General features: G+C 63.0%; 25 protein-coding genes and 1 riboswitch. Of the genes, 3 read left to right on the top strand and 22 right to left on the bottom strand.

Annotation, left to right across the window (positions count from 1 at the left end; translation table 11 throughout):
- Positions 1–109: 109 nt before the first annotated feature.
- The 22 genes from NKI66_RS07005 to NKI66_RS06900 all read right to left on the bottom strand — a co-directional run bounded on the left by NKI66_RS07005 (position 110) and on the right by NKI66_RS06900 (position 23,375).
- Entirely contained in the window at positions 110–838 is a 729-nt protein-coding gene (locus tag NKI66_RS07005; RefSeq protein WP_206535279.1) for an ABC transporter ATP-binding protein, read from the bottom strand.
- On the bottom strand, positions 790–2,076 hold the full coding sequence (locus NKI66_RS07000; protein WP_352733341.1) for a lipoprotein-releasing ABC transporter permease subunit: 1,287 nt from the start codon (positions 2,074–2,076) through the stop codon (positions 790–792). The genes NKI66_RS07005 and NKI66_RS07000 overlap by 49 nt, the downstream gene beginning before the upstream one ends.
- The gene (gene proS / locus NKI66_RS06995) at positions 2,073–3,401 is read right to left on the bottom strand and encodes a proline--tRNA ligase (RefSeq protein ID WP_127272306.1); all 1,329 of its coding nucleotides are present in this window, start codon (positions 3,399–3,401) and stop codon (positions 2,073–2,075) included. The genes NKI66_RS07000 and proS overlap by 4 nt, the downstream gene beginning before the upstream one ends.
- 654 nt (positions 3,402–4,055) lie before the next feature.
- The gene (locus NKI66_RS06990; RefSeq protein ID WP_023812375.1) at positions 4,056–4,340 is read right to left on the bottom strand and encodes a DUF1467 family protein; all 285 of its coding nucleotides are present in this window, start codon (positions 4,338–4,340) and stop codon (positions 4,056–4,058) included.
- Positions 4,337–4,741: a methylmalonyl-CoA epimerase gene (gene mce / locus NKI66_RS06985; RefSeq protein ID WP_352751318.1), complete on the bottom strand. Its 405-nt coding sequence runs from the start codon at positions 4,739–4,741 to the stop codon at positions 4,337–4,339. The genes NKI66_RS06990 and mce overlap by 4 nt, the downstream gene beginning before the upstream one ends.
- A gap of 118 nt (positions 4,742–4,859) precedes the next feature.
- A complete protein-coding gene (locus NKI66_RS06980; RefSeq protein ID WP_127267199.1) occupies positions 4,860–6,530 on the bottom strand; it encodes a ribonuclease J in 1,671 nt (556 codons plus the stop codon).
- 118 nt (positions 6,531–6,648) lie between these two features.
- Entirely contained in the window at positions 6,649–7,470 is an 822-nt protein-coding gene (locus NKI66_RS06975; RefSeq protein ID WP_352751316.1) for a biotin--[acetyl-CoA-carboxylase] ligase, read from the bottom strand.
- 5 nt (positions 7,471–7,475) lie between these two features.
- Positions 7,476–8,912 (bottom strand): NADH-quinone oxidoreductase subunit NuoN, encoded by a 1,437-nt coding sequence (nuoN, locus tag NKI66_RS06970; protein ID WP_352751314.1) that lies wholly within the window; start codon positions 8,910–8,912, stop codon positions 7,476–7,478.
- A gap of 18 nt (positions 8,913–8,930) precedes the next feature.
- Entirely contained in the window at positions 8,931–10,436 is a 1,506-nt protein-coding gene (locus tag NKI66_RS06965) for an NADH-quinone oxidoreductase subunit M (protein ID WP_023812379.1), read from the bottom strand.
- Entirely contained in the window at positions 10,436–12,409 is a 1,974-nt protein-coding gene (nuoL, locus tag NKI66_RS06960) for an NADH-quinone oxidoreductase subunit L (RefSeq protein WP_352751311.1), read from the bottom strand. Before nuoL ends, NKI66_RS06965 begins: the two co-directional genes overlap by 1 nt.
- A gap of 10 nt (positions 12,410–12,419) precedes the next feature.
- Positions 12,420–12,728 (bottom strand): NADH-quinone oxidoreductase subunit NuoK, encoded by a 309-nt coding sequence (gene nuoK / locus NKI66_RS06955; RefSeq protein ID WP_010910101.1) that lies wholly within the window; start codon positions 12,726–12,728, stop codon positions 12,420–12,422.
- A gap of 1 nt (position 12,729) precedes the next feature.
- A complete protein-coding gene (locus NKI66_RS06950; RefSeq protein WP_023812381.1) occupies positions 12,730–13,350 on the bottom strand; it encodes an NADH-quinone oxidoreductase subunit J in 621 nt (206 codons plus the stop codon).
- A 240-nt stretch (positions 13,351–13,590) separates the two neighbouring features.
- Entirely contained in the window at positions 13,591–14,082 is a 492-nt protein-coding gene (gene nuoI / locus NKI66_RS06945) for an NADH-quinone oxidoreductase subunit NuoI (RefSeq protein ID WP_023812382.1), read from the bottom strand.
- Complete coding sequence (nuoH, locus tag NKI66_RS06940) at positions 14,082–15,125, bottom strand: NADH-quinone oxidoreductase subunit NuoH (protein ID WP_023812383.1); 1,044 nt, start codon at positions 15,123–15,125, stop codon at positions 14,082–14,084. The genes nuoI and nuoH overlap by 1 nt, the downstream gene beginning before the upstream one ends.
- 2 nt (positions 15,126–15,127) lie before the next feature.
- Positions 15,128–17,209 (bottom strand): NADH-quinone oxidoreductase subunit NuoG, encoded by a 2,082-nt coding sequence (gene nuoG / locus NKI66_RS06935; protein WP_128304421.1) that lies wholly within the window; start codon positions 17,207–17,209, stop codon positions 15,128–15,130.
- 73 nt (positions 17,210–17,282) lie between these two features.
- Entirely contained in the window at positions 17,283–17,972 is a 690-nt protein-coding gene (locus NKI66_RS06930; RefSeq protein WP_023812384.1) for a helix-hairpin-helix domain-containing protein, read from the bottom strand.
- Positions 17,973–18,043: 71 nt separating this feature from the next.
- A complete protein-coding gene (nuoF, locus tag NKI66_RS06925; RefSeq protein WP_023812385.1) occupies positions 18,044–19,348 on the bottom strand; it encodes an NADH-quinone oxidoreductase subunit NuoF in 1,305 nt (434 codons plus the stop codon).
- A gap of 10 nt (positions 19,349–19,358) precedes the next feature.
- Complete coding sequence (locus tag NKI66_RS06920) at positions 19,359–20,639, bottom strand: NADH-quinone oxidoreductase subunit E (RefSeq protein ID WP_023812386.1); 1,281 nt, start codon at positions 20,637–20,639, stop codon at positions 19,359–19,361.
- Entirely contained in the window at positions 20,640–21,830 is a 1,191-nt protein-coding gene (locus NKI66_RS06915; protein WP_023812387.1) for an NADH-quinone oxidoreductase subunit D, read from the bottom strand.
- On the bottom strand, positions 21,831–22,433 hold the full coding sequence (locus NKI66_RS06910) for an NADH-quinone oxidoreductase subunit C (RefSeq protein WP_023812388.1): 603 nt from the start codon (positions 22,431–22,433) through the stop codon (positions 21,831–21,833).
- A 4-nt stretch (positions 22,434–22,437) separates the two neighbouring features.
- Positions 22,438–23,019 carry a NuoB/complex I 20 kDa subunit family protein gene (locus NKI66_RS06905; protein WP_013531090.1) on the bottom strand — a complete coding sequence of 194 codons (582 nt, stop codon included), beginning with the start codon at positions 23,017–23,019 and terminating at the stop codon, positions 22,438–22,440.
- Complete coding sequence (locus NKI66_RS06900; protein ID WP_010910112.1) at positions 23,010–23,375, bottom strand: NADH-quinone oxidoreductase subunit A; 366 nt, start codon at positions 23,373–23,375, stop codon at positions 23,010–23,012. The genes NKI66_RS06905 and NKI66_RS06900 overlap by 10 nt, the downstream gene beginning before the upstream one ends.
- A 331-nt stretch (positions 23,376–23,706) precedes the next feature.
- On the opposite strand from NKI66_RS06900, the gene NKI66_RS06895 reads away from it, so the two are divergent.
- The 3 genes from NKI66_RS06895 to cobW all read left to right on the top strand — a co-directional run bounded on the left by NKI66_RS06895 (position 23,707) and on the right by cobW (position 26,646).
- Entirely contained in the window at positions 23,707–24,906 is a 1,200-nt protein-coding gene (locus NKI66_RS06895; protein WP_352751308.1) for a winged helix-turn-helix domain-containing protein, read from the top strand.
- 29 nt (positions 24,907–24,935) lie between these two features.
- Positions 24,936–25,139: riboswitch (cobalamin riboswitch) on the top strand.
- Between the two features lie 38 nt (positions 25,140–25,177).
- Positions 25,178–25,606: a DUF1636 family protein gene (locus NKI66_RS06890; RefSeq protein ID WP_352674364.1), complete on the top strand. Its 429-nt coding sequence runs from the start codon at positions 25,178–25,180 to the stop codon at positions 25,604–25,606.
- Between the two features lie 2 nt (positions 25,607–25,608).
- Entirely contained in the window at positions 25,609–26,646 is a 1,038-nt protein-coding gene (gene cobW / locus NKI66_RS06885) for a cobalamin biosynthesis protein CobW (RefSeq protein WP_023812393.1), read from the top strand.
- The last annotated feature ends 13 nt before the right edge of the window (positions 26,647–26,659 follow it).

The raw sequence follows: 26,659 nt of genomic DNA, 5'->3' as shown, positions 1-26,659 counted from the left end.
AAAGGTCGCATATCCTCGACCCCTGCATTTGTCTCGAAAGTAACGGCATGGATCCTAGGGTCTACGCTCCGCTCCGCGGAGCTCCGCCCTAGGATGACGACATCGGAGACTAAAGCGGCACCACTTTGCCGTCGGCCAGCGTGACGCGCCGGTCCATGCGCGATGCCAGTTCGTGATTGTGGGTGGCGATCAGCGCCGCAAGGCCCGACTGCTTGACCAGCGCCGCCAGTGCCTCGAACACATAAGACGCGGTGACCGGGTCGAGATTGCCGGTCGGCTCGTCCGCCAGCAGCACCAGCGGCGCATTGGCAACCGCGCGGGCAATGGCGACGCGCTGCTGCTCGCCGCCGGAGAGTTCGGACGGCCGGTGCGACGCGCGCTTGCCGATCTGCATGTAATCGAGCAGCTGCGCCGCGCGCTCGGCCGCGTCCTTGCGGCTCAGCCCTTTGATGAGCTGCGGCATCATGATGTTTTCCAGCGCCGAGAATTCCGGCAGCAGGTGATGGAACTGGTAGACGAAGCCGACATCGTTGCGGCGGATCGCCGTGCGCTCGTCGTCGGAAAGCCGCCCGCAGGCACGGCCGGCCAGGATGACGTCACCGGCGTCGGGACGCTCCAGCAGGCCGGCGGTGTGCAGCAGCGTCGACTTGCCGGTGCCCGACGGCGCCACCAGCGCCACCATCTCACCGCGCTTCAGCGAGAAATCGGCGCCGTTCAGGATGGTGAGCTTGCGCGGCCCCTGGACATAGTGCCGCTCGACGCTCTTCAGCTCGATAATGACCTCGGCCACTACTCGTACCTCAAGGCTTCGACCGGATCGAGACGCGCGGCGCGCCATGCCGGAAACACCGTTGCCAGGAAGGACAGGCCGAGCGCCATCAGGACGACATAGGTGGTCTCGCGTGGATCCATCTTCGCCGGCAACTGGCTGAGGAAATAGAGTTCAGGATTGAACAGCACCTTGCCGGTCATCCATGAGAAGAACTGGCGGATAGATTCGATGTTGGTGCAGATCAGCACGCCGAGCAGCACACCGGCAAGCGTGCCGGTCACGCCGATCGCCGCACCCGTCATCAGGAAGATGCGCAGGATGGCGCCGCGCGAAGCCCCCATGGTGCGCAGGATGGCGATGTCGTGGCCCTTGTCCTTCACCAGCATGATCAGGCCGGAGATGATGTTCAGCGCCGCCACCAGCACGATCAGCGTCAGGATCATGAACATGACGTTGCGCTCGACCTGCAGCGCGGAGAAGAAGGTCTCGTTGCGCTGGCGCCAGTCGACCATGTCGATCGGCCGCTGCGCCGCCGCCTCCACCTTCGGTTTCAGCGCATCGACATCGTCGGGATTGTCGACATAGATCTCGATCGTCTGCGCCCGCCCGTCCATGTTGAAATAAAGCTGCGCTTCCGAGAACGGCATGTAGACGATGGACGTGTCATATTCGGACATGCCGACTTCGAAGATCGCCGCGATCTTGTAGCCCTTCATGCGCGGCGTGGTGCCGATCGGCGTCACGTCGCCGTCGGGCGAAATCAAGGTGATGGTATCGCCAAGCGTCAGGCCGAGATTCTCGGCCATGCGCTTGCCGATGGCAACGCCCTCGCCGGAGTCGAAATCGGCGATCGAGCCCTGTTTGATGTTGCCGGCAACGATGGCGATCTTGCTCAGATCCTCACCGCGGATGCCGCGCACCAGCGCTCCGGTTCCGCCGCCGACATTGCCTTGCGCAAGCACCTGGCCATCGATCAGCGGGATCGCGTATTTGACGCCTGCTACACCGTTGATGCGGCTGGCGACCTGCGCATAGTCCTCCAGCGGCGAATCGAGCGGCTGCACGATCAGGTGGCCGTTGACGCCGAGGATGCGCGTCAAAAGCTCCGCCCTGAAACCGTTCATCACCGCCATGACCACGATCAGCGTGGCGACGCCCAGCATGATGCCGAGGAACGAGATCGAGGCGATCACCGAGATCACCGTCTCCTTGCGCCGCGAACGCAGATAGCGCCAGGCAACCATGCGCTCGAAGATGGAAAAGGGTCCGGCGCCGACCGATCTTGCCGCCACCGCCTCGCTCATGCGGCGACACCGAAGCGCTTTTTCACGTCTGCGATCGGCAGCGTCTCGCGCTCGCCGGTCTTGCGATTCTTGATCTCGATCTCGCCGGCTGCGACACCGCGCGGCCCGACGATCACTTGCCAGGGAAGGCCGATCAGATCGGCGGTGGCGAACTTGCCGCCGGGCCGCTGATCGGTGTCGTCATAGAGCACGTCCTTGCCGGCGGCGACGAAAGCGGCATGCAGCTCGTCGCAGACGCGGTCGCACTCGGCGTCGCCCGCTTTCATGTTGATCAGCCCGATGTCGAACGGCGCCACCGCCTCCGGCCAGATGATGCCGTTGTCGTCATGGCTGGCTTCGATGATCGCAGCGACCAGCCGCGACGGACCGATGCCGTAGGAGCCTCCGGAGACGAAATGATCCTTGCCGTCGGGCCCGGTCACCTTGGCGCCCATGGGCTTCGAATATTTATCGCCGAAATGGAAGATGTGGCCGACCTCGATGCCGCGCGCCGAAACCTTGTCGCTCTCGCCGATCTTCTCCCACGCCGCCTCGTCATGCATCTCGTCGGTGGCCGCGTAGGGTGTCGTCCAAGTCTTGACGATATCGCCGATCTCGGCGGCATTGGCGAAGTCGGTCTTCTCTCCGGGCACATCGAGCGAAAGATAGTCGCGGTGGCAGTAGACCTGGCTCTCGCCGGTGTCGGCCAGGATGATGAATTCATGGCTGAGATCGCCGCCGATCGGCCCGGTATCGGCCCGCATCGGTATTGCCTGCAGCCCCATGCGCGTAAAAGTCCGGAGATAGGACACGAACATCCTGTTGTAGGCCGCCCTGGCGCCCTCGAAGTCGAGGTCGAAAGAATAGGCGTCCTTCATCAGGAATTCGCGCGAACGCATGACGCCGAAGCGCGGCCGCACTTCGTCGCGGAACTTCCACTGGATGTGGTAGAGATTGAGCGGCAGGTCCTTGTAGGATTTGACATAGGCGCGGACGATCTCGGTGACCACTTCCTCATTGGTCGGGCCGTAGAGCATGTCGCGGTCCTGCCGGTCCTTGATGCGCAGCATCTCCTTGCCGTAGTCGTCATAGCGGCCGCTTTCGCGCCACAGATCGGCCGACTGGATGGTCGGCATCAGGATTTCCAGCGCACCGGCGCGATTCTGCTCCTCACGGATGATGCGGCAGACCTTGTCCAGCACCCGCTTGCCGAGTGGCAGCCACGAGAAACTGCCCTGCCCCTGCTGGCGGATCATGCCGGCGCGCAGCATCAGCCGGTGCGAGACGATCTCGGCCTCGCGCGGGTTTTCTTTGAGGATAGGCAGGAAATAGCGCGACAAACGCATGGACTGGTCCGTGAGTGAGGAGGGTCGCGTCAGAATCGGCGCGACTTTGGCTTGCTTGACCCGGCTTCATAGCCATTTCAAGGCGGAATGGGAACCCGGACGCTTCGGCCCGAAAAGCGGCAATCGATTTTCAAAAAACACGGGATAGCCGGGATCAGAAGCGTCGCACCGTCCTTCGCCCGCCCAGAAGACCCACGGCGCCGCAAGGCCTCCCGGTCACCGCGCGCGTCTTGATGATCGTTCGCCAAGCAACGCCTGCCACACTATTGTGCAGTGCAGCACGAGAATGCCCGTTTCAAGGCAAAATTCTTCGTGACATTGTCATTCGCCTTAGGCTAATGTACCTCGATAACCGAGAGGGTAGAAAAAAATCTGCTCTCCTACGCGGTCAAAGTCTTGGGAGGATGCGATCTAGGCGCGGTTACTCGCTGCCGCCGGAAACCGGAAACAGATCGGACGCGTTTAAATTGCAAGGCCTCGTGCCTTGCATTTTTTTTGTGCAATCATCTGCTTAGCGCAATGCGTTGCCAAACCACCTTACCTAGCGTCAGCGCTCGTCCGGCCGCAAAACGGCACGGCATTCCTGTCTGGAACCAAGCTGTTCCGACGGATGAAAACGTCTTTGCCGGACAAATCTTCTTGGGCCGGGACCGGCTATTTGGCTGGGGTTTGGCTGAATTCCGGCACGATGTGCGGGATGTCGTTGAGGCTGTATCCCAGCCCATGCGTCAGGCCATAGAAAATGCCCATCAGGATCGCGGTGGCGATGGTGGTGCGGATCACGGCGCGCAGCATGTGAGGTCCGCGCGGCGCGCTCGGAACCGTGCCAAGCGTCACGTCACGATCGTCGTCCTGCGTCCTCACGCTGAACGGCAGCACAGCGAACAGCACCACCCACCAGGTCGCGAAAAACAGGGCGGTGAACGAAACCCAGCTCATGATTGCTCCAGTTCGATCAGCGTTCCGAAGAAATCCTTCGGATGCAGGAACAGCACCGGCTTGCCGTGCGCGCCGGTCTTCGGATTGCCGTCGCCCAGCACGCGGGCGCCGGCGGCCTTGAGCTGATCGCGCGCGGCCAGGATGTCATCGACCTCGTAGCAAAGATGGTGCATGCCGCCGGAAGGATTCTTCTCCAGGAAGGCGGCGATCGGCGACCCCTCGCCCAAGGGCTCCAGAAGTTCGATCTTGGTGTTGCCGACATTGACGAACACCACCGTCACCCCATGCTCCGGCAGCGCCTGCGGCGCCGTCACTTCCGCGCCGAGCGTGTTGCGATAGGCAGCGACGGCAGCAGCCAGATCCGGCACGGCAAGCGCGACATGGTTCAGTCGTCCGAGCATTGGCACTCCCAAGTAGGGAGTATGGGAATACGGGAGTAAGGGAAAAGACAGGTATGTCAGCTGTTTGCTCTTCCTACTCCCCTACTCCCCTACTCCCCTACTCCCCTACTCCCTTTCGTCACCTTGTGACGAATACAGTCACCAGCGGCTTCTTGCCCCAGGCTTCGTTGGCGGCGCCGCGCACGGCGCGCCGCACTGCTTCTTGCACCAGGTCGAGGTCTTTTCGGCGCTGACGGGGGATCGAGTCCACCGCGCCGATTGCCGCATCGATCATCAAGTCTTCCAGCGACTCGCCACGGCCATCGGCCTCGGCGACGCCGATGGCGACCAGGTCGGGGTCGCCGGCAAGCTCATATTTGTCGTCCAACACGACATTGACCGCCACGTGGCCGGCAAAGGACAGCTTGCGCCGGTCACGGATGCCCATCGCCTGATCGGTGCCGATCAGTCTGCCATCCTTGTAGATACGGCCGAACGGCACCTGATCCATGATGGTGGCTGGGCCGGGAGCAAGCCTGAGCATGTCGCCGTCGCGCACCTGCGCCACCTGGCCGATGCCCGATGTCGACATCAGCGAGCCCTGCGCCACCAGATGTGCCGCCTCGCCATGCACGGGAACGCCGATCTGCGGGCGCACCCATTCATACATCTTGCGCAATTCGCTGCGCCGCGGATGGCCGGAGACATGCACCAGTGCATCGCCGTCCTCTATGATCTTGACGCCGAGGTCGATGAGACGGTTCTTGATCTCGAGGATCGCCTTCTCGTTGCCGGGAATGGTACGCGAGGAAAACACCACCGTGTCGCCTGCCGTCAGTGACACCGACTTCATCTCTTCGCGCGACAGCTTGGCCAGTGCGGCCAGCGGCTCGCCCTGGCTGCCGGTGCAGATGATGACCAGGTTTTCGCGCGGGATGAAACCAAAATCCTCCTCGGCGATGAACTCCGGCAGACCGTCCATGTAGCCGAGTTCGCCGGCCACATCGATGACCCGCTTCAGCGAACGGCCAAGCACCAGACACTGGCGTCCGGCATCGCGCGCCGCTTTGGCGATCGAGACGATGCGTCCGACATTGGAGGAGAATGTGGTGACGGCGACACGGCCCTTGGCAGCCTGGATGACGCCTTTGAGGCCCTCGCCCACAGCCACTTCCGAAGGCGACTCACCTTCGCGCAGCGCATTGGTCGAATCGCAGATCAGCGCCAGAACGCCCTTGTCGCCATAGGCCCGGAAACGCGCCTCGTCGGTCTTCGGCCCAATCGTCGGCTCCGGATCGATCTTCCAGTCACCGGTATGGATGACGGTGCCGGCCGGCGAGGTAATCGCCAGCGACATCGGCTCGGGAATCGAGTGCGCGACCGGAATGGCTTCGATCTCGAACGGGCCGACGGTGAATTTCTCGCCCGCCCGATAGATCGTGACCGGTATTTTCGGCGCGCCCTGCTCGCCTTGCCGCTTGGCTTCCAGCAGGCCGGCGCTGAACGGCGTCATCCAGACCGGCGCCTTCAGCTTCGGCCATGTGTCGAGCAGCGCGCCGTAATGGTCTTCATGCGCGTGCGTGATGATGATGCCGCGCAGATTGGCGAGGTTCTCCTCGATGAAGCGCGTGTCGGGCAGCACCAGGTCGACGCCCGGCAGGCTGGCATCGGGGAAGGTCACCCCGACATCGATGACGATCCATTCGCGCGCATTGGGCGGCCCGTAGCCGTAAAGAGCGAAGTTCATGCCGATCTCGCCGACGCCGCCGAGCGGCACGAAGACGAGTTCGGCGGTTTCCGCTTTCGCCATGATTTTTCCCTTCCTGGCCCTCAGGCCAAGCCCAAAAAGCAATTCCGGGAAAAGTGTGTAACGGTTTTCCCACCGGAGTTGCGCAAAAACAAACAGTTAGAACGGTGCATAAACGGCCCTATGCCCTGGCCGAAGCGACCGCGCCGAAATGCACGTCGCCGGCGGCGATCGTCCGAACCGAACCTTCATCGTCGCGGATCACGAAACGGCAGTCCTCGTCAATGGTCTCAAACACCCCACGCACCACATTACCGTCAATTCTGACAGCAACCTCGCTGCCAAGCCCCGCAGCACGATCAAGCCACCGACGCCTGACGGCGGCAAGTCCGCGCCCCTCATCCCACAACCGGGCATTCTCGCTCCAGGCATCCGACAGCGCCAGGAACAGTGTTTCCGCATCGCATGCCGCGCCCAGCGCGCTGAGTGATGTTGCGGGATAGGGCAAATCCTCGGGGTATGCCACCACATTGACGCCGATTCCGACCGCCACCGCGAAACGGCCGCCTTCCAGGATTGCCGATTCCAGCAGGATGCCGGCCAGCTTGGCGCCGGAGGCAAGCACGTCGTTCGGCCATTTCAGTTCGAAACGGTTTTTCCCTTCGCTGCCACCGTCGAGGCCGATGGCTATCCGGCCTTTCGGCACCACGGCGTCGAGCGCATCGGCCAGCGCCAGTCCGGCGACGAAGCCCAGCGTCGCGGCAAGGCGAAGCTCTGCCTTGGTGATGACCAGTAGCGTCGCCGCGAGGTTGCCTTCTGGCGTCGCCCAGACGCGGCCGCGCCGGCCACGCCCACTTTCCTGTTTCTTGGAAACGACCCACAATTTGCCGGGGTCGCCTGCCCTTGCGTGGTCCAGTGCCAGCGCATTGGTGGAGCCTACGCTCTCATGCGCCTCGAGCCGGAACCCATCCGACGCCGAGGTTGGAGCCAGCCGAAATGCCATGCCGACTAGAAAAACGTCTTGGCGGCGGCTTCGGCATAGGTGCCGATCGGCCCGCCGATCAGCACGTAGAACAGCACGAAGGCGCCGGAGACGCCGAGCACGACACGCAATTCCGTCGCCATCGGCACGAAGCCGCCGACCGGTTCGTCGAACCACATGATCTTGATGATGCGCAAATAGTAATAGGCGCCCACCACCGAGGCCAGCACGCCGATGATCGCCAACGCATAGAGATTGGCGTTGATGGCGGCGAGGAAGACGTACCATTTCCCCCAGAAGCCGGCGAGCGGCGGGATGCCGGCCAGCGAGAACATCAGGATGGTCAGGATCGTCGCCATGATCGGATTGGTCGACGACAGGCCGGCCAGCTCGCTGATCTGCTCGACATTGCCTTCCTTGCGCCGCATGGCGAGGATGAAGGCGAAGGTGCCGAGCGTCATCACCAGATAGATCAGCATGTAGATGGCAACGCCGCGCACGCCGGCCTGGCTGTTGGCGGCAAGGCCGACCAGCGCATAGCCCATATGGCCGATCGAGGAATAGGCCATCAGCCGTTTGATGTTGGTCTGGCCGATGGCGGCGAAAGCACCAAGCGCCATCGAGGCGATCGAGATGAAGACGATGATCTGCTGCCAGTCGGAGGCGATCGGCTTGAACGCACCCATGGTGACGCGCACCATCAGCGCCATCGCCGCCATCTTCGGTGCTGCCGCCAAAAAGGCCGTCACCGGTGTCGGCGCGCCCTCATAGACATCTGGCGTCCACATGTGGAACGGCACCGCCGAGATCTTGAAGGCAAGGCCGGCCAGCACGAAGACGAGGCCGAAAACGAGACCGAGCTGGCGCTCGCCGCTGCCGAGCGCAGAAGCGATCTCCTGGAAGCCGGTGTTGCCGGTGTAGCCGTAGACCAGGCTGATGCCATAGAGCAGCATGCCCGACGACAGCGCGCCGAGGACGAAATATTTGAGGCCAGCCTCAGTCGAACGCAGATTGTCGCGGTTGATCGCGCACAGCACGTAGATCGCCAGCGACTGCAGCTCGAGGCCGAGATAGAGGCCGATCATGCCATTGGCGGAGATCATCAGCATCATGCCGAGCGTGCAGAGCAGGATCAGCACCGGATATTCGAACTTGTCGAAGCGTTCAGCCTTGGCGAAGCGCATCGACATCACCAGCGTCACCGCCGAACCGATCAGCGCCAGCACCTTCATGAAGCGGCCGAAGGAATCCTGGATGAAGGCATTGCCGTAAGCGCTGCCCTGCCCGGTCCGGAAGATCAGCCAGGCGCCCGCGATCGCCAGAACGGCAACCGCAAGGCCGGTTACCGTGTTGGCCGTGTTGGCGCGCGAATAGGCTCCGACCATCAGCAGCGCCAGCGCGCCGACGGCAAGGATCAGCTCTGGCGTCGAGAGCGACAGGCTGGAGAGAAGGTCCGGCGTCATGGTTCGCAAAACCTCTGGTCAGTTCGCCGCCGCGGTCTGCGCGGCGCCGATGGATGCAGTGACATTGGTGACGAGCGACTTGACCGATTCGGCCGTCGCGTCGAAGACCGGGGCGGGATAGACGCCGAAGAAGATGACCAGCACGACCAGCGGGTAGATGATCACCTTCTCGCGCGGCGACAGATCGAGCAGGCCCTTCAGGCTCTCCTTGGTCAGTGCGCCGAAGATCACCCGGCGGTAGAGCCAGAGCGCGTAGGCGGCCGACAGGATGACGCCGGTGGCGGCGAAGAACGCCACCCAGGTGTTGACCCGGAACACGCCCAGCATGGTCAGGAACTCGCCGACGAAGCCGCTGGTACCGGGCAGGCCGACATTGGCCATGGTGAAGATCAGGAACACCGTGGCGTATTTCGGCATGTTGTTGACCAGGCCGCCATAGGCGGCGATCTCACGTGTGTGCATGCGGTCGTAGATGACGCCGACGCACAGGAACAGCGCGCCGGAGACGAGGCCGTGGCTGAGCATCTGGAAAATCGCGCCCTGCACGCCTTCCTGGTTCATGGCGAAGATGCCCATGGTGACGAAGCCCATATGAGCAACCGACGAATAGGCGATCAGCTTCTTCATGTCTTCCTGCATCAGCGCCACCAGCGAGGTGTAGATGATGGCGACGACGGACAGCGCGAAGACCAGCGGCGCGAACATTTCCGACGCCAGCGGGAACATCGGCAAGGAGAATCGCAGGAAGCCATACCCCCCCATCTTCAACAGGATGCCGGCCAGGATGACGGAGCCCGCCGTCGGCGCCTCGACGTGCGCATCGGGCAGCCAGGTGTGCACCGGCCACATTGGCATCTTCACCGCGAAGGAGGCGAAGAAGGCAAGCCATAGCCAGGTCTGCATGTTGGCCGGGAAGTTGTGGGTCAGCAGCGTCGGGATGTCGGTTGTGCCGGACTGGAAGAACATCGCCATGATGGCGAGCAGCATCAGCACCGAGCCGGCGAGCGTGTAGAGGAAGAACTTGAACGAGGCGTAGACGCGCCGCTTGCCGCCCCAGACGCCGATGATGATGAACATCGGGATCAGGCCGGCTTCGAAGAAGACGTAGAACAGCACGATGTCCAGCGCGCAGAACACGCCGATCATCAGCGTTTCGAGCAGCAGGAAGGCAATCATGTAGGCCTTCACGCGCTTCTCGATCGATTCCCACGACGCCAGGATGCACAGCGGCATCAGGAACGTCGTCAGGATGACGAACAGCATCGAGATGCCGTCGACGCCCATATGGTAGGAAATGCCGGAGTCGAGCCACGCGACCTTCTCGACGAACTGGAAGCCGGACTGCGAATTGTCGAATCCGGTCCAGATGAACAGCGAGATGATGAACGTGAACGTCGTCGTCAACAGCGCGATGGAGCGGATGTTGCGGCGTGCATTTTCGCTGTCGTCATTGATGAACAGGATAAGCAGCACACCAACCAGCGGCAGGAAGGTGACCAGCGAGAGGATTGGCCAGGCGGTCATCAGAGCATCATCCAGGTGACGAGTGCGGCAACGCCGATCAGCATGGCGAAGGCGTAGTGGTAGAGATAGCCGGTCTGCAGCTTGACGACGCGGTCGGTGACATCGACGACGCGCGCCGAAATGCCATCCGGGCCGAGGCCGTCGATGATGGTGCCGTCGCCGGTCTTCCACAGGAAATGGCCGAGGCGCTTGGCGGGCCGCACGAACAGGAAGTCGTAGAGCTCGTCGAAATACCACTTGTTGAGCAGGAAGGCGTACAGCCCGCGATGCTGCGCGGCGAGGTTGACCGGCATTTCCGGCGAGCGGATGTAGAATTTCCAGGCCAGCGCGAAGCCGATCAGCATGGCGATGAAGGGCGACAGTTCGACCCACAGCGGCAATTCGTGGATGTCGTGCAGGATGTGGTTGTCAGGCAGCGTGAACAGCGATGCCTTCCAGAACTCGGCATAGCCCTCGCCGATGAAGGCGCGGTGGAAGATGATGCCGGCAAACAGTGCGCCAGCGGCCAGGATGAACAGCGGCACCAGCATCACAGGCGGCGATTCATGGACGTGGTGCATCACTTCATGGCTCGCCCGCGGCTTGCCGTGGAAGGTCATGAAGATCAGCCGCCAGGAGTAGAAGGAGGTGAAGCAAGCGGCGACGACCAGAGCCACGAAGGCCATGCCGGCAACCGAATTGTGGCCGGCAAAGGCGCTCTCGATGATGGCGTCCTTGGAGAAGAAGCCGGCGGTGCCGATGACCGTCACCGGAATGCCGACGCCGGTCAGCGCCAGCGTGCCGATCACCATCATCCAGTAGGTGGTCGGGATCAGTTTCCTGAGGCCGCCCATCTTGCGCATGTCCTGCTCGTCGGACACGGCATGGATGACCGAGCCCGAGCCGAGGAACAGCAGCGCCTTGAAGAAGGCATGCGTGAACAGGTGGAAGATCGCCGCGCCATAGGCGCCGACGCCGAGCGCCACGAACATGTAGCCGAGCTGCGAGCAGGTCGAGTAGGCGATGACGCGCTTGATGTCGTTCTGGACGAGACCGACGGTGGCCGCGAAGAAGGCCGTGAAGGCACCGATGAAGGTCACGACAGTCAGCGCCGAATGCGAGAGTTCGAACAGCGGCGACAGCCGTGCCAGCATGAACACGCCGGCCGTCACCATGGTGGCGGCATGGATCAGCGCGGAAACCGGTGTCGGGCCTTCCATGGCATCCGGCAGCCAGGTGTGCAGCGGCACTTGCGCCGACTTGCCCATGGCGCCCATGAACAGCAGCAGGCAGACGATCGTCATGGCCGCCTGCTTGTCCAGCGCATAGCCGAGGAAGGTCAGCACGGCGGCGCCGTGCGGGGCGCCTTCGGCCGGAATGAACGTTGCCGCATTGGCGAAGATCGTGCCCAGATTGACCGAGCCGAACAGCACGAACACGCCGAAGATGCCGAGTGCGAAGCCGAAATCGCCGACGCGGTTGACGACAAAGGCCTTGATTGCCGCGGCATTGGCCGACGGCTTCTTGTACCAGAAGCCGATCAGCAGGTAGGACGCCAGCCCCACGCCTTCCCAGCCAAAGAACATCTGCACGAGGTTGTCCGCCGTCACCAGCATCAGCATGGCGAAGGTGAACAGCGACAGATAGGTGAAGAAGCGCGGCCGGTTCGGATCGTGGTGCATGTAGCCGATCGAATAGATGTGGACCAGCGCCGAGACGGTGTTGACCACCACCAGCATGACCACCGTCAGCGTGTCGATCCGCAGTGCCCAGGACGCTTCCAGTCCGCCCGACTGTATCCAGCGCAGCACCGGCACGGTGAACACCTCGCCATGGCCGAAACCGACGGTGAAGAAAGCGACCCACGACAGCACGGCCGCGATCACCAGGAAACCGGAGGTGATGTATTCGGACGCCTTGGCGCCGAGCGACGTGCCGAACAGGCCGACGATCAGGAAGCCGAGCAGGGGAAGGAAGACGATGGCCTGATACATGGTGGTTCCGTCAACCCTTCATCATGTTCACGTCTTCGACCGCGATCGAGCCGCGGTTGCGGAAGAAGACGACGAGAATGGCAAGTCCGATGGCGGCCTCGGCCGCAGCTACCGTCAGCACGAACAGCGCGAACACCTGGCCGACCAGATCGCCCAGTGCCGCCGAAAAGGCGACGAAATTGATGTTGACCGCCAGCAGGATCAGTTCAACCGACATCAGGATGACGATGACGTTCTTGCGGTTCAGGAAGATGCCGAACACGCCGAGCGTGAACAGAACAGCCGATACGGTCAGATAATGTGCGATGCCGACAACCATCTCAGAGTCCCTCGCCTGTCTTGACCTTGCGGATTTCCATGCCGGTCGCCGGCGTGCGGCCGACCTGGGCCGCGATCGACTGCCGCTTGACGCCTGGCTTATGGCGCAGCGTCAGCACGATGGCGCCAATCATGGCGACCAGCAGGATGAGGCCCGAAATCTGGAAGTAGTAGAGGTAGTCGGTATACAGGATGTCGCCGAGCGCGGCGGTGTTGGTCCGCGTGGCGAGATCCGGAATGGGCTTGGAGACCGTCGAAGCGAGCTGCGGCGCGAAAGTGTAGCCGCCGAGAACGACGATCAGCTCCGCCGCCAGGATCAGCCCGACCAGCGCGCCGATCGGCGCATATTGCAGGGCGCCTTCCTTCATCTCGGCGAAATCGACGTCGAGCATCATGACGACGAACAGAAACAGCACCATCACCGCGCCGACATAGACGACGAGCAGGATCATCGCCAGGAACTCGGCCCCGGTCAGCATGAACAGGCCGGCGGCGTTGAAAAAGGTCAGGATCAGGAACAGCACCGAATGCACGGGGTTGCGCGACGAAATGACCATGAACGCCGACGCCACCGCGACAAAGGCGAAGAGGTAGAAAAAGGCCGCCTCTAGTCCACTCAACATTGGGGATCCCCCGGGTTCCTGTACGAACAGGACGCTCGTCCTGTTTGTTGTCTCTGGCCTGGTTCCGCCTCCGGTTCCAAAGCCGCGTTGTCCTAGCCCATGTTCCGATCGGGTTGAAAGGCCCGATCGAAAGAAACATGGGCCACTCTGTATTCCGGAGCATGATCTGGTCCGAAAAAGTCCGCAACTTTTCGGGATCATCCTCTGGACGAGGCCCCTGCCCCGTCCATGCGTCAAATATCAGCGGTAGGGCGAGTCCAGCGAGATGTTGCGCGCCAGTTCGCGCTCCCACCGGTCGCCATTCGCCAACAGCTTGTCCTTGTCGTAGTAGAGTTCCTCGCGCGTCTCCGTCGCGAATTCGAAATTCGGCCCCTCGACGATGGCGTCGACCGGGCAGGCTTCCTGGCAGAAGCCGCAATAAATGCACTTCACCATGTCGATGTCGTAGCGAACCGTGCGGCGCGTGCCGTCATTGCGGCGCGGGCCGGCCTCGATGGTGATGGCCTGCGCCGGGCAGATCGCCTCGCACAATTTGCAGGCGATGCAGCGTTCCTCGCCATTGGGATAGCGGCGCAGCGCATGCTCGCCGCGGAAGCGCGGACTGGTCGGCCCCTTCTCGTGCGGATAATTGATCGTCTCTTTCGGCGCGAAGAACTGGCGCATCGACAGGAAGAAAGCGCTGACGAAATCCTGCAGCAGCAGCGATTTGGCGGCTTGGGAAAGAGCGGACATCACGCAAACCCCGTGATCTTGAGGAAGGCCGCGGTGGCGACCACCATGAACAGCGAGATCGGCAGGAACACTTTCCAGCCAAGCCGCATCAATTGGTCGTAGCGGTAGCGCGGCACGAAGGCTTTCACCATGGAGATGCCGAAGAACACGAAGCAGACTTTCAGCACGAACCAGATGACGCCCGGCACCCAGGTGAACGGCGCGAAGTCGAACGGAGGCAGCCAGCCGCCGAGGAACAGGATGGTGGCCAGCGCGCACATCAGCACGATGGCTACATACTCGCCGAGGAAGAACAGCAGGAACGGCGTCGACGAATATTCGACCATGTGGCCGGCGACCAGTTCCGATTCGGCTTCCACCAGATCGAAGGGCGGGCGGTTCGTCTCGGCCAGCGCCGAGATGAAGAAGATGATGAACATCGGGAACAGCGCCAGCCAGTTCCAGTCGAGGAACGTATTGGGCAGGCCAAGCCGCGTACCAATTCCATCATGCTGCGACAGCACGATGTCGGACAGGTTGAGCGAGCCGGCGGTGAGCAGAACAGTGACGATGACGAAGCCGATCGAGACTTCGTAGGACACCATTTGTGCCGCCGAACGCAGCGCGCCGAGGAACGGATATTTCGAGTTGGAGGCCCAGCCGCCCATGATCACGCCGTAGACCTCGAGCGAGGAGATGGCGAAGACATAGAGGATGCCGACATTGACGTTGGCGATCGCCCAGCCCTGATTGACCGGGATGACCGCCCAGGCCGAGATCGCCAGCACGGCCGAGACCAGCGGCGCCAGCAGGAACACGCCCTTGTTGGCGCCGGACGGGATGACCGGCTCCTTGAAGACGAATTTCAGCAGATCGGCGAAGGCTTGCAGCGTGCCCCAGGGGCCGACGACGTTCGGGCCACGGCGCAGTTGCACCGCCGCCCAGATCTTGCGGTCGGCATAGAGGATATAGGCGACGAAAATCAGCAGGATAACGATCAGCACGACCGATTTCAGCAGAATGATCAGCGCCGGCAGCACGTAGAAGGAGAAGAAAGTGTCCATGCTTATTCCGCCGCCTGCTTGAAGCCGCTCTTGGCCAGTGCCGAGCATTCCGCCATCACGGCCGATGCCCGCGCGATCGGGTTGGTCAGGTAGAAATCCGTCACCGGCGACGTAAAGGTGCCCTTGTTCAGCCGCCCGCCGAGCTTCGCCACCCCAGCGATGTCCTCGGCATTGCCGGCCGCGACCTGGTCGATACGGGCCAGATGCGGGTATTCGCCATAGAGCTTGGCGCGCAGTTGCGGCAGCGAATCGAACGGCAGTTTCTTGCCCAGCACATCCGACAGTGCCCGCAGGATCGCCCAGTCCTCGCGAGCCTCGCCCGGCGCGAAGCCGGCGCGGTTGGTCTGCTGCACACGCCCTTCGGTGTTGACATAGGTGGCCGACTTTTCCGTGTAGGCGGCCGCCGGCAGGATGACATTGGCGCGGTGCGCGCCCTGATCGCCATGCGTGCCGATATAGACGACGAAGGCGCCGCCGGTCTTGGCCATGTCGATCTCGTCGGCGCCGAGCAGGAACAGGAGCTCCATTTCGCCCAGCATGCCGGCAACGTTTCTGCCGCCCTCGCCCGGCACGAAGCCGAGATCGAGACCGCCGACGCGCCCGGCCGCATTGTGCAGCACGGCAAAGCCGTTCCAATCCGCGCGGGCAGCGTTGACGGCGGCGGCGAGCTTGGCCGCCTGACCGAGCACGGCCGCGCCATCGGCGCGCGCCAGCGCGCCCTGGCCGACGATGATCAGCGGATGCGTCGCCTTCTTCAGCACCTGGAAGAACTTGCCATTGCCGTCAGCCAAATCCTTCAGCGAATCCGGTCCGGCGCCCAGCTGTTCGTAGTCGTAGCGTGTGTCGCCGACATCGCCGATGACGCCAACCGGCAGATTGCCGGTCCGCCAGCGCTTGCGGATACGGGCGTTGAGCACCGAGGCTTCATAGCGCGGGTTGGCGCCGATGATCAGCACCGCATCGGCCTGCTCGATGCCTTCGATGGTCGGGTTGAAGATGTAGCTCGCACGGCCGAGCGCCGGGTCGAGTGCGGCGCCATCCTGGCGGCAATCCGTATTCTTCGAGCCGAGCGAAGCCATCAGCAGCTTGAGCGCATAGGTTTCCTCGACGGCGGCGAGATCGCCCGCGATAGCGCCGATCTTTTCGGGCGCCGTCTTCGACACCGCGTCCTTGATCGCGGCGAAGGCCTCGGCCCAGCTGGTGGCAACCAGCCTGCCGTCCTTGCGCACATAGGGGCGGTCGAGACGCTGCGTGCGCAGGCCGTCCCAGATGAAGCGGGTCTTGTCGGAGATCCACTCCTCGTTCACCGCCTCGTTGACGCGCGGCAGGATCCGCATCACTTCGCGGCCCCGGCTATCGACGCGGATCGCCGAGCCGACCGCATCCATCACGTCGATGGATTCGGTCTTGGTCAGCTCCCACGGCCGCGCCTGGAAGGCGAATGGCTTCGAGGTCAGCGCGCCGACCGGGCAAAGGTCGATGACATTGCCCTGCAGCTCCGACGTCATCGCCTGTTCGAGATAGGTGGTGATCTCGGCATCCTCACCACGGCCGATCAGGCCCAGTTCGGAAATGCCGGCGACTTCGGTGGTGAAGCGGACGCAGCGCGTGCAGTGGATGCAGCGGTTCATCACCGTCTTCACCAACGGTCCGATGTATTTGTCTTCGACCGCGCGCTTGTTCTCGTGATAGCGCGAGGAATCGACGCCGAACGCCATCGCCTGGTCCTGCAGGTCGCATTCGCCGCCCTGATCGCAGATCGGGCAATCCAGCGGATGGTTGATCAGCAGGAACTCCATCACGCCTTCCCTGGCCTTCTTGACCATCGGCGTGTTGGTGAAGATTTCCGGCGCCTCGCCATTCGGCCCGGGACGCAGATCGCGCACGTTCATGGCGCAGGAGGCCTGGGGCTTGGGCGGCCCGCCCTTCACCTCGATCAGGCACATGCGGCAATTGCCGGCGATCGACAGCCGCTCATGGAAGCAGAAGCGCGGCACTTCCGCGCCAGCGTCTTCAGCCGCCTGCAGCAGCGTGTAGTGGTCGGGTACAGTGATCTCTTTCCCGTCGACCTTGAGCTTTGCCATTCGCCTCAAACCCCTGCGGAGTTCCCGCAATCTCTTTTTCCGGACGCGGTCGAGACCACGTCGGGCACTTCATTCACTTCTTGACGGCGAGCGCCGCCGCTTGGGCTGTCCAATCGTCGCGGCCGATGCGGCCGCCGAGCGACAGATAGTCCTCGACCCAGGCAACCTCTTGCGGCGTCCATGCCGCGATCTGGGCATACGTCCAGATGCCGAGGCCGTTGAGAACCTTTTCCAGCTTCGGCCCGATGCCCGAGATGGCCTTGAGATCCGCCGGTTTGGCCGGCTTCTCCATGGCGTTGGGCTGCCTGAAATCCTCGGGCATCAGCGCATCGCCGGCGCCGCCCGCAGCCGGAGCGGCATTCGCGGCCGGCACGGCAGTGGCGGCTTCCTTGGCGGCAATATCGGTGACCTCCCTGGCGAAGGACTGCGCCTCGGCGATCATGGTTTTCGCCGTCGCCCGCGCCTTGGTGGAGGAAGAGTTCGGATCGTCGAACTGCGCGACGCGCGCCTCGAAATCATCGACGATCGGCTGCAGCAGCCGTTGCGAGGCCTCAGTCGCTCCCGAAAGCGCGCCCAGCCAGACGCCGAAAGCGTGGTTGGCGAGCCCGAGGCCAAGCGCCGACATCGCCGCCGCACCCGCCACGGGATGCACGAAAAGGTTGACGGCGCTGGCCATCTCCTTCGGCATCATCCTGGTCAAGTCCTGGTTCATCTTCTCGATCTGGTCCAAATTGGGCATCAGCGGGTTCGAATACGGCGCCATAGAGTTCTCCTGGTCGTTTCTTCGTTCGCCCCGCCCTTCGCTGCGGACTTTCATCCGCATAAAACGTTATTCTATTCCGCCGCCACCATCACAGGCTCCGCCCGGTGCGCATTGCGCGAAAACTCGTCGATGCGCCGCTCCACCTCGCCGCGGAAATGCCGCATCAGGCCCTGGATCGGCCATGCCGCCGCGTCGCCCAGCGCGCAGATCGTATGCCCTTCGATCTGCTTGGTGACGTCGAGCAGCATATCGATCTCGCGCTTCTGCGCCTCGCCGCGCACCAGCCGTTCCATCACCCGCCACATCCAGCCGGTGCCTTCGCGGCATGGCGTGCACTGGCCGCAGCTCTCGTGCTTGTAGAAGTAGGAAAGCCGCGCAATCGCCTTCACGACATCGGTCGACTTGTCCATGACGATGACAGCCGCGGTCCCAAGGCCGGATTTGAGGTCGCGCAAGGCGTCGAAATCCATCGGCGCGTCGATGATCTGCTCGGCAGGCACCAGCGGCACCGAGGCGCCGCCCGGTATGACCGCCAAAAGATTGTCCCAGCCGCCGCGAATGCCGCCGCAATGCGTCTCGATGAGCTCGCGGAACGGGATCGACATCGCCTCCTCGACCGTGCACGGATTGTTGACGTGGCCGGAGATGCAAAACAGCTTGGTGCCGACATTGTTGGGCCGGCCGAAGGACGAGAACCAGGCCGCACCGCGGCGCAGGATGGTCGGCGCAACCGCGATCGATTCGACATTGTTGACCGTGGTCGGGCAGCCATAGAGACCGACATTGGCCGGGAATGGCGGCTTCAGCCGGGGCTGGCCCTTCTTGCCTTCCAGGCTTTCGAGGAGCGCTGTCTCCTCGCCGCAGATATAGGCGCCGGCGCCGTGGTGCATGTAGATGTCGAAATCGTAACCGGACGTGTTGTTCTTGCCGATCAGTTTGGCCTCGTAGGCTTCCTCGATCGCGCGCTGCAGCGCCTCGCGCTCGCGGATGAACTCGCCGCGCACATAGATGTAGGCGGCAATCGCGCCCATGGCGAAACCGGCAAGCAGCGCGCCCTCGACCAGCGTGTGCGGGTCGTTGCGCAGGATGTCGCGGTCCTTGCAAGTGCCGGGCTCGGATTCGTCGGCATTGATGACCAGATAGCTCGGCCGGCCGTCGCTCTGCTTGGGCATGAACGACCATTTGAGCCCGGTCGGGAAGCCTGCGCCGCCGCGACCGCGCAGGCCCGACGCCTTCATCTCGTTGACGATCCACTCGCGCCCCTTGGCAACGATGCCGGGCGTGTTGTCCCAGGCGCCGCGCGCCATCGCGCCGGCCAGCGACTTGTCGAACAGGCCGTAGATATTGGTGAAGATGCGGTCTTTATCCCCGAGCATTTTTCGTCCCTCAGACCGGCTTCTTGCCGAAGACGCGGATGTATTCGGCCACGCCACCCTTGGCGAGCGCCTTGGCCTGCTTGACCCAGTCGTCGCGATCGATGCGGCCCTGGAAAGAGAGATAGCCATCCACCCACTCGCGTTCGGCCTTCTTCCACGACGCGACCTGCGCGAAGGTAAAAATGCCCAGCGTATGCAGGATGCCCTCGATCTTGGGGCCGACGCCGGAGATCAGCTTCAGGTCATCGACCTGTACCGGTTTATCGATGCCGGCCGGACGGTTCTTGTCCTCGAGCGACGGTTTGGCCGGCTTGGCTGCCGGTACCTTGACCTCCGGCGCCTTGAAGGCGGATGCCGGCTCGGCCTTGGTTATTGGACCGTTGCGCTGCTTGGAAACCTGCTCGACCTTGGAGTCTGCCTTGTTGGCATTGGCGGCCGAATGCAGTGGGGCGGCAACGCTCGCCGCCTTTTCAACCGTCGGCGCGACCTTGGTTTTTGAAGGCGTCTTCAATGCCGGGCTGGTTTCAGGGGCGTCGGTCTTCGGCTTGCTGGTGTTGGACGGCGCGACAGGGGCCGCAGCCGGTGCCGGCACGGGCCCTGCGATGATCGCGTCGGGCGCCGCCCTGGCAGCCCTGGCCGCTTCCCTGGCTTCCCTTTCACGGGTCGACTTGAGGATCGCCTTTTCGCTCTTCAGCGTGGTGAGGCCGGAGGCCGGCTCCGAGCCGGTACGGCCGTTCTGCGGCCCCGGTTCCACCGAAGCACCCTTGCCGGCGTCATAGAGATCGATGATTTCAGCCAGGCGTTCCGGCGTCAGATCCTCGAACGTGTCCTTGAAGATCATGACCATCGGCGCGTTGACGCAGGCGCCAAGGCATTCGACCTCTTCCCAGGACAAGGTGCCTTTGTCGTTGGCGTGGAACTGGTCGTGATGGATCCTGGAGCGGCAGACATCCATCAGCGCTTCCGAACCGCGCAGCATGCAGGGCGTGGTGCCGCAGACCTGGATATGCGCACGCGTGCCGACCGGATTCAGCTGGTACTGCGTGTAGAAGGTCGCGACCTCGAGCCCGCGGATACGCGGCATGCCGAGCATGTCGGAGATCGTCTCGATCGCCGCCTTCGTCACCCAGCCTTCCTGCTCCTGCGCTATCATCAGCAAGGGAATGATGGCCGACTGTTCGCGACCCTTCGGATATTTCTTGATCCATTGCTTCGCCGCGGCCGCATTCGCCCGGTTGAAGGCGAAGGAGGCTGGCTGGACGCTGGCTTCTGCGAGACGGCGGACTGACATTTAGCGATCGACCTCACCAAACACGATGTCGAGGGAACCGAGAACGGCGGTGACGTCGGCCAGCATGTGGCCGCGGCAGAGGAAATCCATCGCCTGCAGATGCGCGAAACCCGGCGCGCGCAGCTTGCAGCGGTAGGGCTTGTTGGAGCCGTCGGAAACCAGATAGACGCCGAATTCGCCCTTCGGCGCTTCGACGGCGGCATAGACCTCGCCGGCGGGTACGCGATAACCCTCGGTGTAGAGCTTGAAGTGATGGATCAGCGCTTCCATCGAGCGCTTCATCGCCTGGCGCTTGGGCGGCACCACCTTGCCGTCGAGGTTCGACACCGGGCCGGTGCTTTCCTTGCCGAGCAGGAGATCGACGCACTGGCGCATGATCTTCGCCGACTGGCGCATTTCTTCCATGCGCACGAGGTAGCGGTCAAAGCAGTCGCCGTTCTTGCCGATCGGAATGTCGAAATCCATTTCCGAATAGCATTCATAGGGTTGCGACTTGCGCAGGTCCCAGGGTGCACCCGAGCCGCGCACCATCACACCCGAAAAACCCCAGGCCCAGGCATCGGCCAGCGAGACGATGCCGATATCGACATTGCGCTGCTTGAAGATGCGGTTGCCGGTCAGCAGCTGATCGAGGTCGTCGATCGACTTCAGGAACGGGTCGATCCACTTGCCGATGTCCTCGACCAGCTTCTGCGGCAGGTCCTGATGGACGCCGCCGGGACGGAAATAGGCGGCATGCATGCGCGAACCGGAGGCGCGCTCATAGAACACCATCAGCTTTTCGCGCTCGACGAAGCCCCACAGCGGCGGCGTCAGCGCGCCGACGTCCATAGCCTGCGTCGTCACATTGAGGATGTGCGACATGATGCGGCCGATTTCGCAATAGAGCACGCGGATCAGCTGCCCGCGCTTCGGCACTTCGATGCCGAGCAGGCGCTCGGCGGCGAGCGCGAAGGCGTGCTCTTGGTTCATCGGCGCGCAATAGTCGAGCCGATCGAGATAAGGGATCGCCTGCAAATAGGTTTTGGCTTCGATCAGCTTTTCGGTACCGCGATGCAAGAGCCCGATATGCGGATCGACGCGATCGACGACTTCGCCGTCCAGCTCCAGCACAAGGCGCAAAACGCCGTGCGCCGCAGGGTGTTGCGGGCCGAAATTGATGTTGAAGTTGCGGACCGAGGTTTCAGCCATTTACTGCTTTGCCTTCTCGTCACCCGGCAGCACGTAATCCGTACCTTCCCACGGGGACAAAAAATCGAAATTGCGGAATTCCTGCTTGAGCTCGACCGGCTCATAGATGACGCGCTTGGCCTCGTCGTCGTAACGCACCTCGACGAATCCGGTCAGCGGGAAATCCTTGCGCAGCGGATGGCCTTCGAAACCGTAGTCGGTCAGCAGGCGGCGCAGATCCGGGTGGCCGGAGAACAGCACGCCGTAGAGATCGTAGGTCTCGCGCTCGAACCAGTCGGCACCGGGAAACACGCCGGTGATCGACGGCACCATCGTCTCCTCGTCGGCCAGAACCTTGACGCGGACGCGCACATTCTGCTTCGGCGACAGGAGATGATAGACGACGTCGAAGCGCTTGGCCCGCGACGGATAGTCGGCGCCGCATACATCGATGATCGAGATGAACTGGCAGCGCGCATCGTCGCGCAGGAAGGTCATGACCTCGACCAGGTCGCGCGGCTCTACATGAACGGTAAGCTCGCCATAGGCAATCGCCGCTTCGTTCACGCGGCCGATCAGCTTCTCGCCGAGATAGGTCGACAGTTCGCTCAGGGATGCGGTCATGGATTTACCGTTCGATCGTGCCGGTGCGGCGGATCTTCTTCTGCAGCAGAAGAATGCCGTAGAGCAGCGCTTCGGCGCTCGGCGGACAGCCGGGCACATAGATGTCGACCGGCACGATGCGGTCGCAGCCGCGCACCACCGAATAGGAATAGTGGTAGTAGCCACCGCCATTGGCGCAGGAGCCCATCGAGATGACGTAGCGCGGTTCCGGCATCTGGTCGTAGACCTTGCGCAGCGCCGGCGCCATCTTGTTGGTCAGCGTGCCGGCGACGATCATGATGTCGGACTGGCGCGGGGACGCGCGCGGCGCGACGCCGAACCGCTCCGAATCATAGCGCGGCATCGAGGTGTGGATCATCTCGACCGCGCAGCAAGCGAGGCCGAACGTCATGAACATCAGCGACCCGCTGCGCGCCCAGGTGATGAGCGCCTCGGTCGAAGTGACCAAAAAGCCCTTGTCGGCCAACTCATTGTTGATCTCGAGGAAGAAGGGATCGTCCTCCCCCACCGGCCTGCCGGTGTTGGGGTCGATAATACCCTTGGGCTTCGGCGCGACGAGGGTGCCTGAACTGTCGTTCAATCCCATTCCAGCGCTCCTTTTTTCCATTCATAGGCAAAGCCGATGGTCAGCACCGCCAAAAACACCATCATCGACCAGAAACCGAGCATGCCGATCTTCGAAAACGACACCGCCCACGGAAACAGGAAGGCCACTTCCAGGTCGAAGATGATGAACAGGATCGACACCAGGTAGAAACGGATGTCGAACTTCATGCGCGCGTCGTCGAACGAGTTGAAACCGCACTCATAGGCGGAAAGCTTTTCGGGATCTGGATTGCGGTAGGCCACCAGGAAGGGCGCGGCCAGCAGCGCCAGGCCGACAACCAGCGCCACGCCTATGAACAGGACGATGGGCAGGTATGAGCTCAAGAGTGCGTTCATGCTCGGCTTTCCGTTGGCGCCAATCCACTTTGATTACAGCACCGGACCCTAATGCGGAAGCGTGACAGTTTAACCGCTGAACCGTTTTAAGGGCCTATGCTGCAACGCGGCGAGGGTTAGCGCAGCACTTCCAGCGAAGCAAGTCAAACCTTGTTCAAAACACCGACCTGGACGGCATATCGCGGCAAACTGGTCCGATCCGCTCCTGTTTGATTTCCTGCGCCTATTACTCCACTTTTCTCTCCTGACATGGATGCCGCCAAAACCCTGCTAGCATGGGTTGGAATCAGCCTTTCGACCCTCGGTCAAAACACTTCAAAGTGATGCCTGCATGAAGGAAAAGATCTCGCTCCCCACGGCCCGTCGCATCGCGCTTGCCGCCCAGGGGTTCCTCGATCCCCGCCCGACCGGTACGCCCGACCGCCGGCATTTTGCCCGCACCCTCTCCCGCACCGGCCTGCTGCAGATCGATTCCGTCAGCGCCGTGGTGCGCGCTCATTATATGCCGCTCTATTCGCGCCTTGGCCCCTACCCGTTCTCGCTGCTCGACAACGCGGCCGTGACGCGCAAGCGCACTGTTTTCGAATACTGGGCGCACGAGGCCTCCTTCCTGCCGGTCGAGACATACCCGCTGATGCGCTGGCGCATGCAGCGCGCCGAGCGCGGCGAGGAAATGTATCTGGGGCTCGCCAAATGGGGCCGCGAGCACGCCGGCTACATCGAAGAGATCTACCGCCAGGTCGCCGAGCGCGGCCCGATCGCCGCTTCCGCGCTGGAGGGCCAGAAAGGCTCGGGCGGCTGGTGGGGCTGGAGCCATGCCAAGCACGCCTTCGAATGGCTGTTCTGGGCCGGCCGCATCACCACGGCGCACCGTCGCGGGTTCGAGCGTTTTTATGACCTGCCCGAGCGCGTGCTGCCGCAGGCGGTCCTCGACCTGCCGGTGCCCACGCCCGAGGACGCGCACCGCGAATTGCTGCGCATTTCCGCCCGCGCCCACGGCGTGGGCACTTCAGGCGATTTGCGCGATTATTTCCGCCTGTCGCCGGCCGATATGAAAGGCCGATTGGAGGAACTGGTTGAAACGGGCGAGTTGCTGCCGGTGCGTGTCGAAGGCTGGGACAAGCCCGCCTATCTTCACAAAGACGCCCGCCTGCCGCGCAAAGTCGAGGCCCGCGCCCTGCTGGCGCCGTTCGATCCGGTCGTCTTCGAGCGGTCGCGCACCGAGCGGCTGTTCGATTTCCACTACCGCATCGAGATCTACACGCCGGCCGACAAGCGGCAATATGGCTATTATGTCCTGCCGTTCCTGCTCGGCGACAGGATCGTGGCACGCGTCGACCTCAAGGCCGACCGTCCGGCCAGCATACTGCGCGTCCATGCGGCCTATGCGGAGCCCGGTGCACCGCCTGAAACCGCTGCAGAGCTGTTCGAGGAATTGAAGCAGATGCAGGGCTGGCTCGGACTCGAACGCATCGAAGTGACGCCTGCCGGGGATTTGGGTCCGGCGCTGGCCGACATCGCCATGTCGTAAGCTCGCGTTGACACCGCCGCCCGCAAAAGCCTAAATCCGGTTCAGATGGTCTCTTGCCCGCAACGGCAAGAGCTAAGAGGGAATGCGGTGCGGGGCAAAATCCCAAATCCGCGGCTGTCCCCGCAACTGTAAGCGAAGAGCCAAGGCCGAAAGCCACTGGGGAGTTCCCGGGAAGGCGGCTACCAAGGCGATGACCCGCGAGCCAGGAGACCTGCCGTCTGCGACTTTAGAATCCGATCGCCCGGCGGGTTTCCGGGCAAGGAGCCCGATCTTGGACCACGACAGCAGTTTTTCGGCTGGCACAGCGGATATCTCGTCCGGCCATGATGATGCCTTGGCCGGCGTCACCATCATCGTCTGCGCCTCCTGCCGCGATGAGACCGGCGCCGACGCTCATCCCCGCGCCGGCGAATTGCTGGCCGACGACACGCGCCGCGCCGCATCTGGCGACGACATCCGCATCCGCAGCGTCGAATGCCTCGGCAATTGCAAGCGGCGCCTCAGCGCCGCCATCCTGCGCGACGGCTGCTGGAGCTATGTCTTCGGCGACCTGACCACGACCGGCGGCGCCGACCTCGTGACAGGCGCCAAGCTCTTCGCCACCTCGAAGGACGGCCTGATTCCATGGCGCGGCCGCCCCGATAGCCTGAAGCGTGGCCTCGTTGCCCGCATCCCTCCCCTCGACCTGTTGAAGGACTGATCATGACTGCTTCCGTCTCGCGCGTTCCCTGCACCGTCGTCACCGGCTTCCTCGGCGCCGGCAAGACGACGCTGGTCCGCCATCTCCTGGAAAACGCCGGCGGCAAACGCATTGCCATCATCGTCAACGAATTCGGCGACATCGGCATCGACGGCGAGATTTTGAAGGGCTGCGGCATCGACACCTGCCCGGAGGAAAACATCGTCGAACTGGCCAATGGCTGCATCTGCTGCACCGTCGCCGACGATTTCGTGCCGGCGCTTGACAAGATCCTGTCGCTGACGCCGAGGGTCGACCATATCCTGATCGAAACCTCGGGCCTGGCGCTGCCCAAGCCGCTGGTCCAGGCCTTTCAATGGCCGAGCGTGAAAAGCCGCGTCACAGTCGACGGCGTCATCGCCGTGGTCGACGGGCCGGCACTGGCCGAAGGCCGCGTCGCCAACGACATGGATGCCTTGCAGGCGCAGCGCGCCGGGGACGAGACGCTCGACCATGACGATCCGGTGGAAGAAGTGTTCGAGGATCAGATCGCCTGCGCCGACCTGATCATCCTGTCGAAGAGCGACCTGATGGACGCCGCCGGCACCGCCCGCGCCAACGCCATCATCAACGAACATTCCGCCCGCGCGGTGAAGATCGTGCCGACGTCGCATGGCAAGGTCGATCCCTCCGTGCTGCTCGGTCTCGGTCTCGCCGTCGAGGACGACATCGAAAACCGCAAGTCCCACCATGACGGCGCATTCGACCATGAGCATGACGACTTCGACACCTTCATCGTCGACATTGCCTCGATCGCCAATCCGGACGAACTGGCGAAGCGCGTCGCCACCGTCGCAGAAGAAGAGAACGTGCTGCGCGTAAAAGGCTTTGTCGAAGTCGGCGGCAAGCCGATGCGCCTCTTGCTGCAGGCCGTCGGGCCGCGCGTCAATCATTACTATGACCGCGCCTGGACCGCGCAGGACGACCGCCGTTCGCGTCTCGTCGTCATCGGCCTGAAAGGGCTGAACCGCCCGGCGATCGAGCGTATACTCGCCGGCTGATTTCGGACACGGG

Origin of the sequence: Mesorhizobium sp. M0518, from assembly GCF_040321125.1 — a bacterium.
In the GTDB taxonomy this organism is placed as follows: Bacteria; Pseudomonadota; Alphaproteobacteria; order Rhizobiales; family Rhizobiaceae; genus Mesorhizobium.
This window is presented reverse-complemented; position numbering and strand designations above follow the sequence as displayed.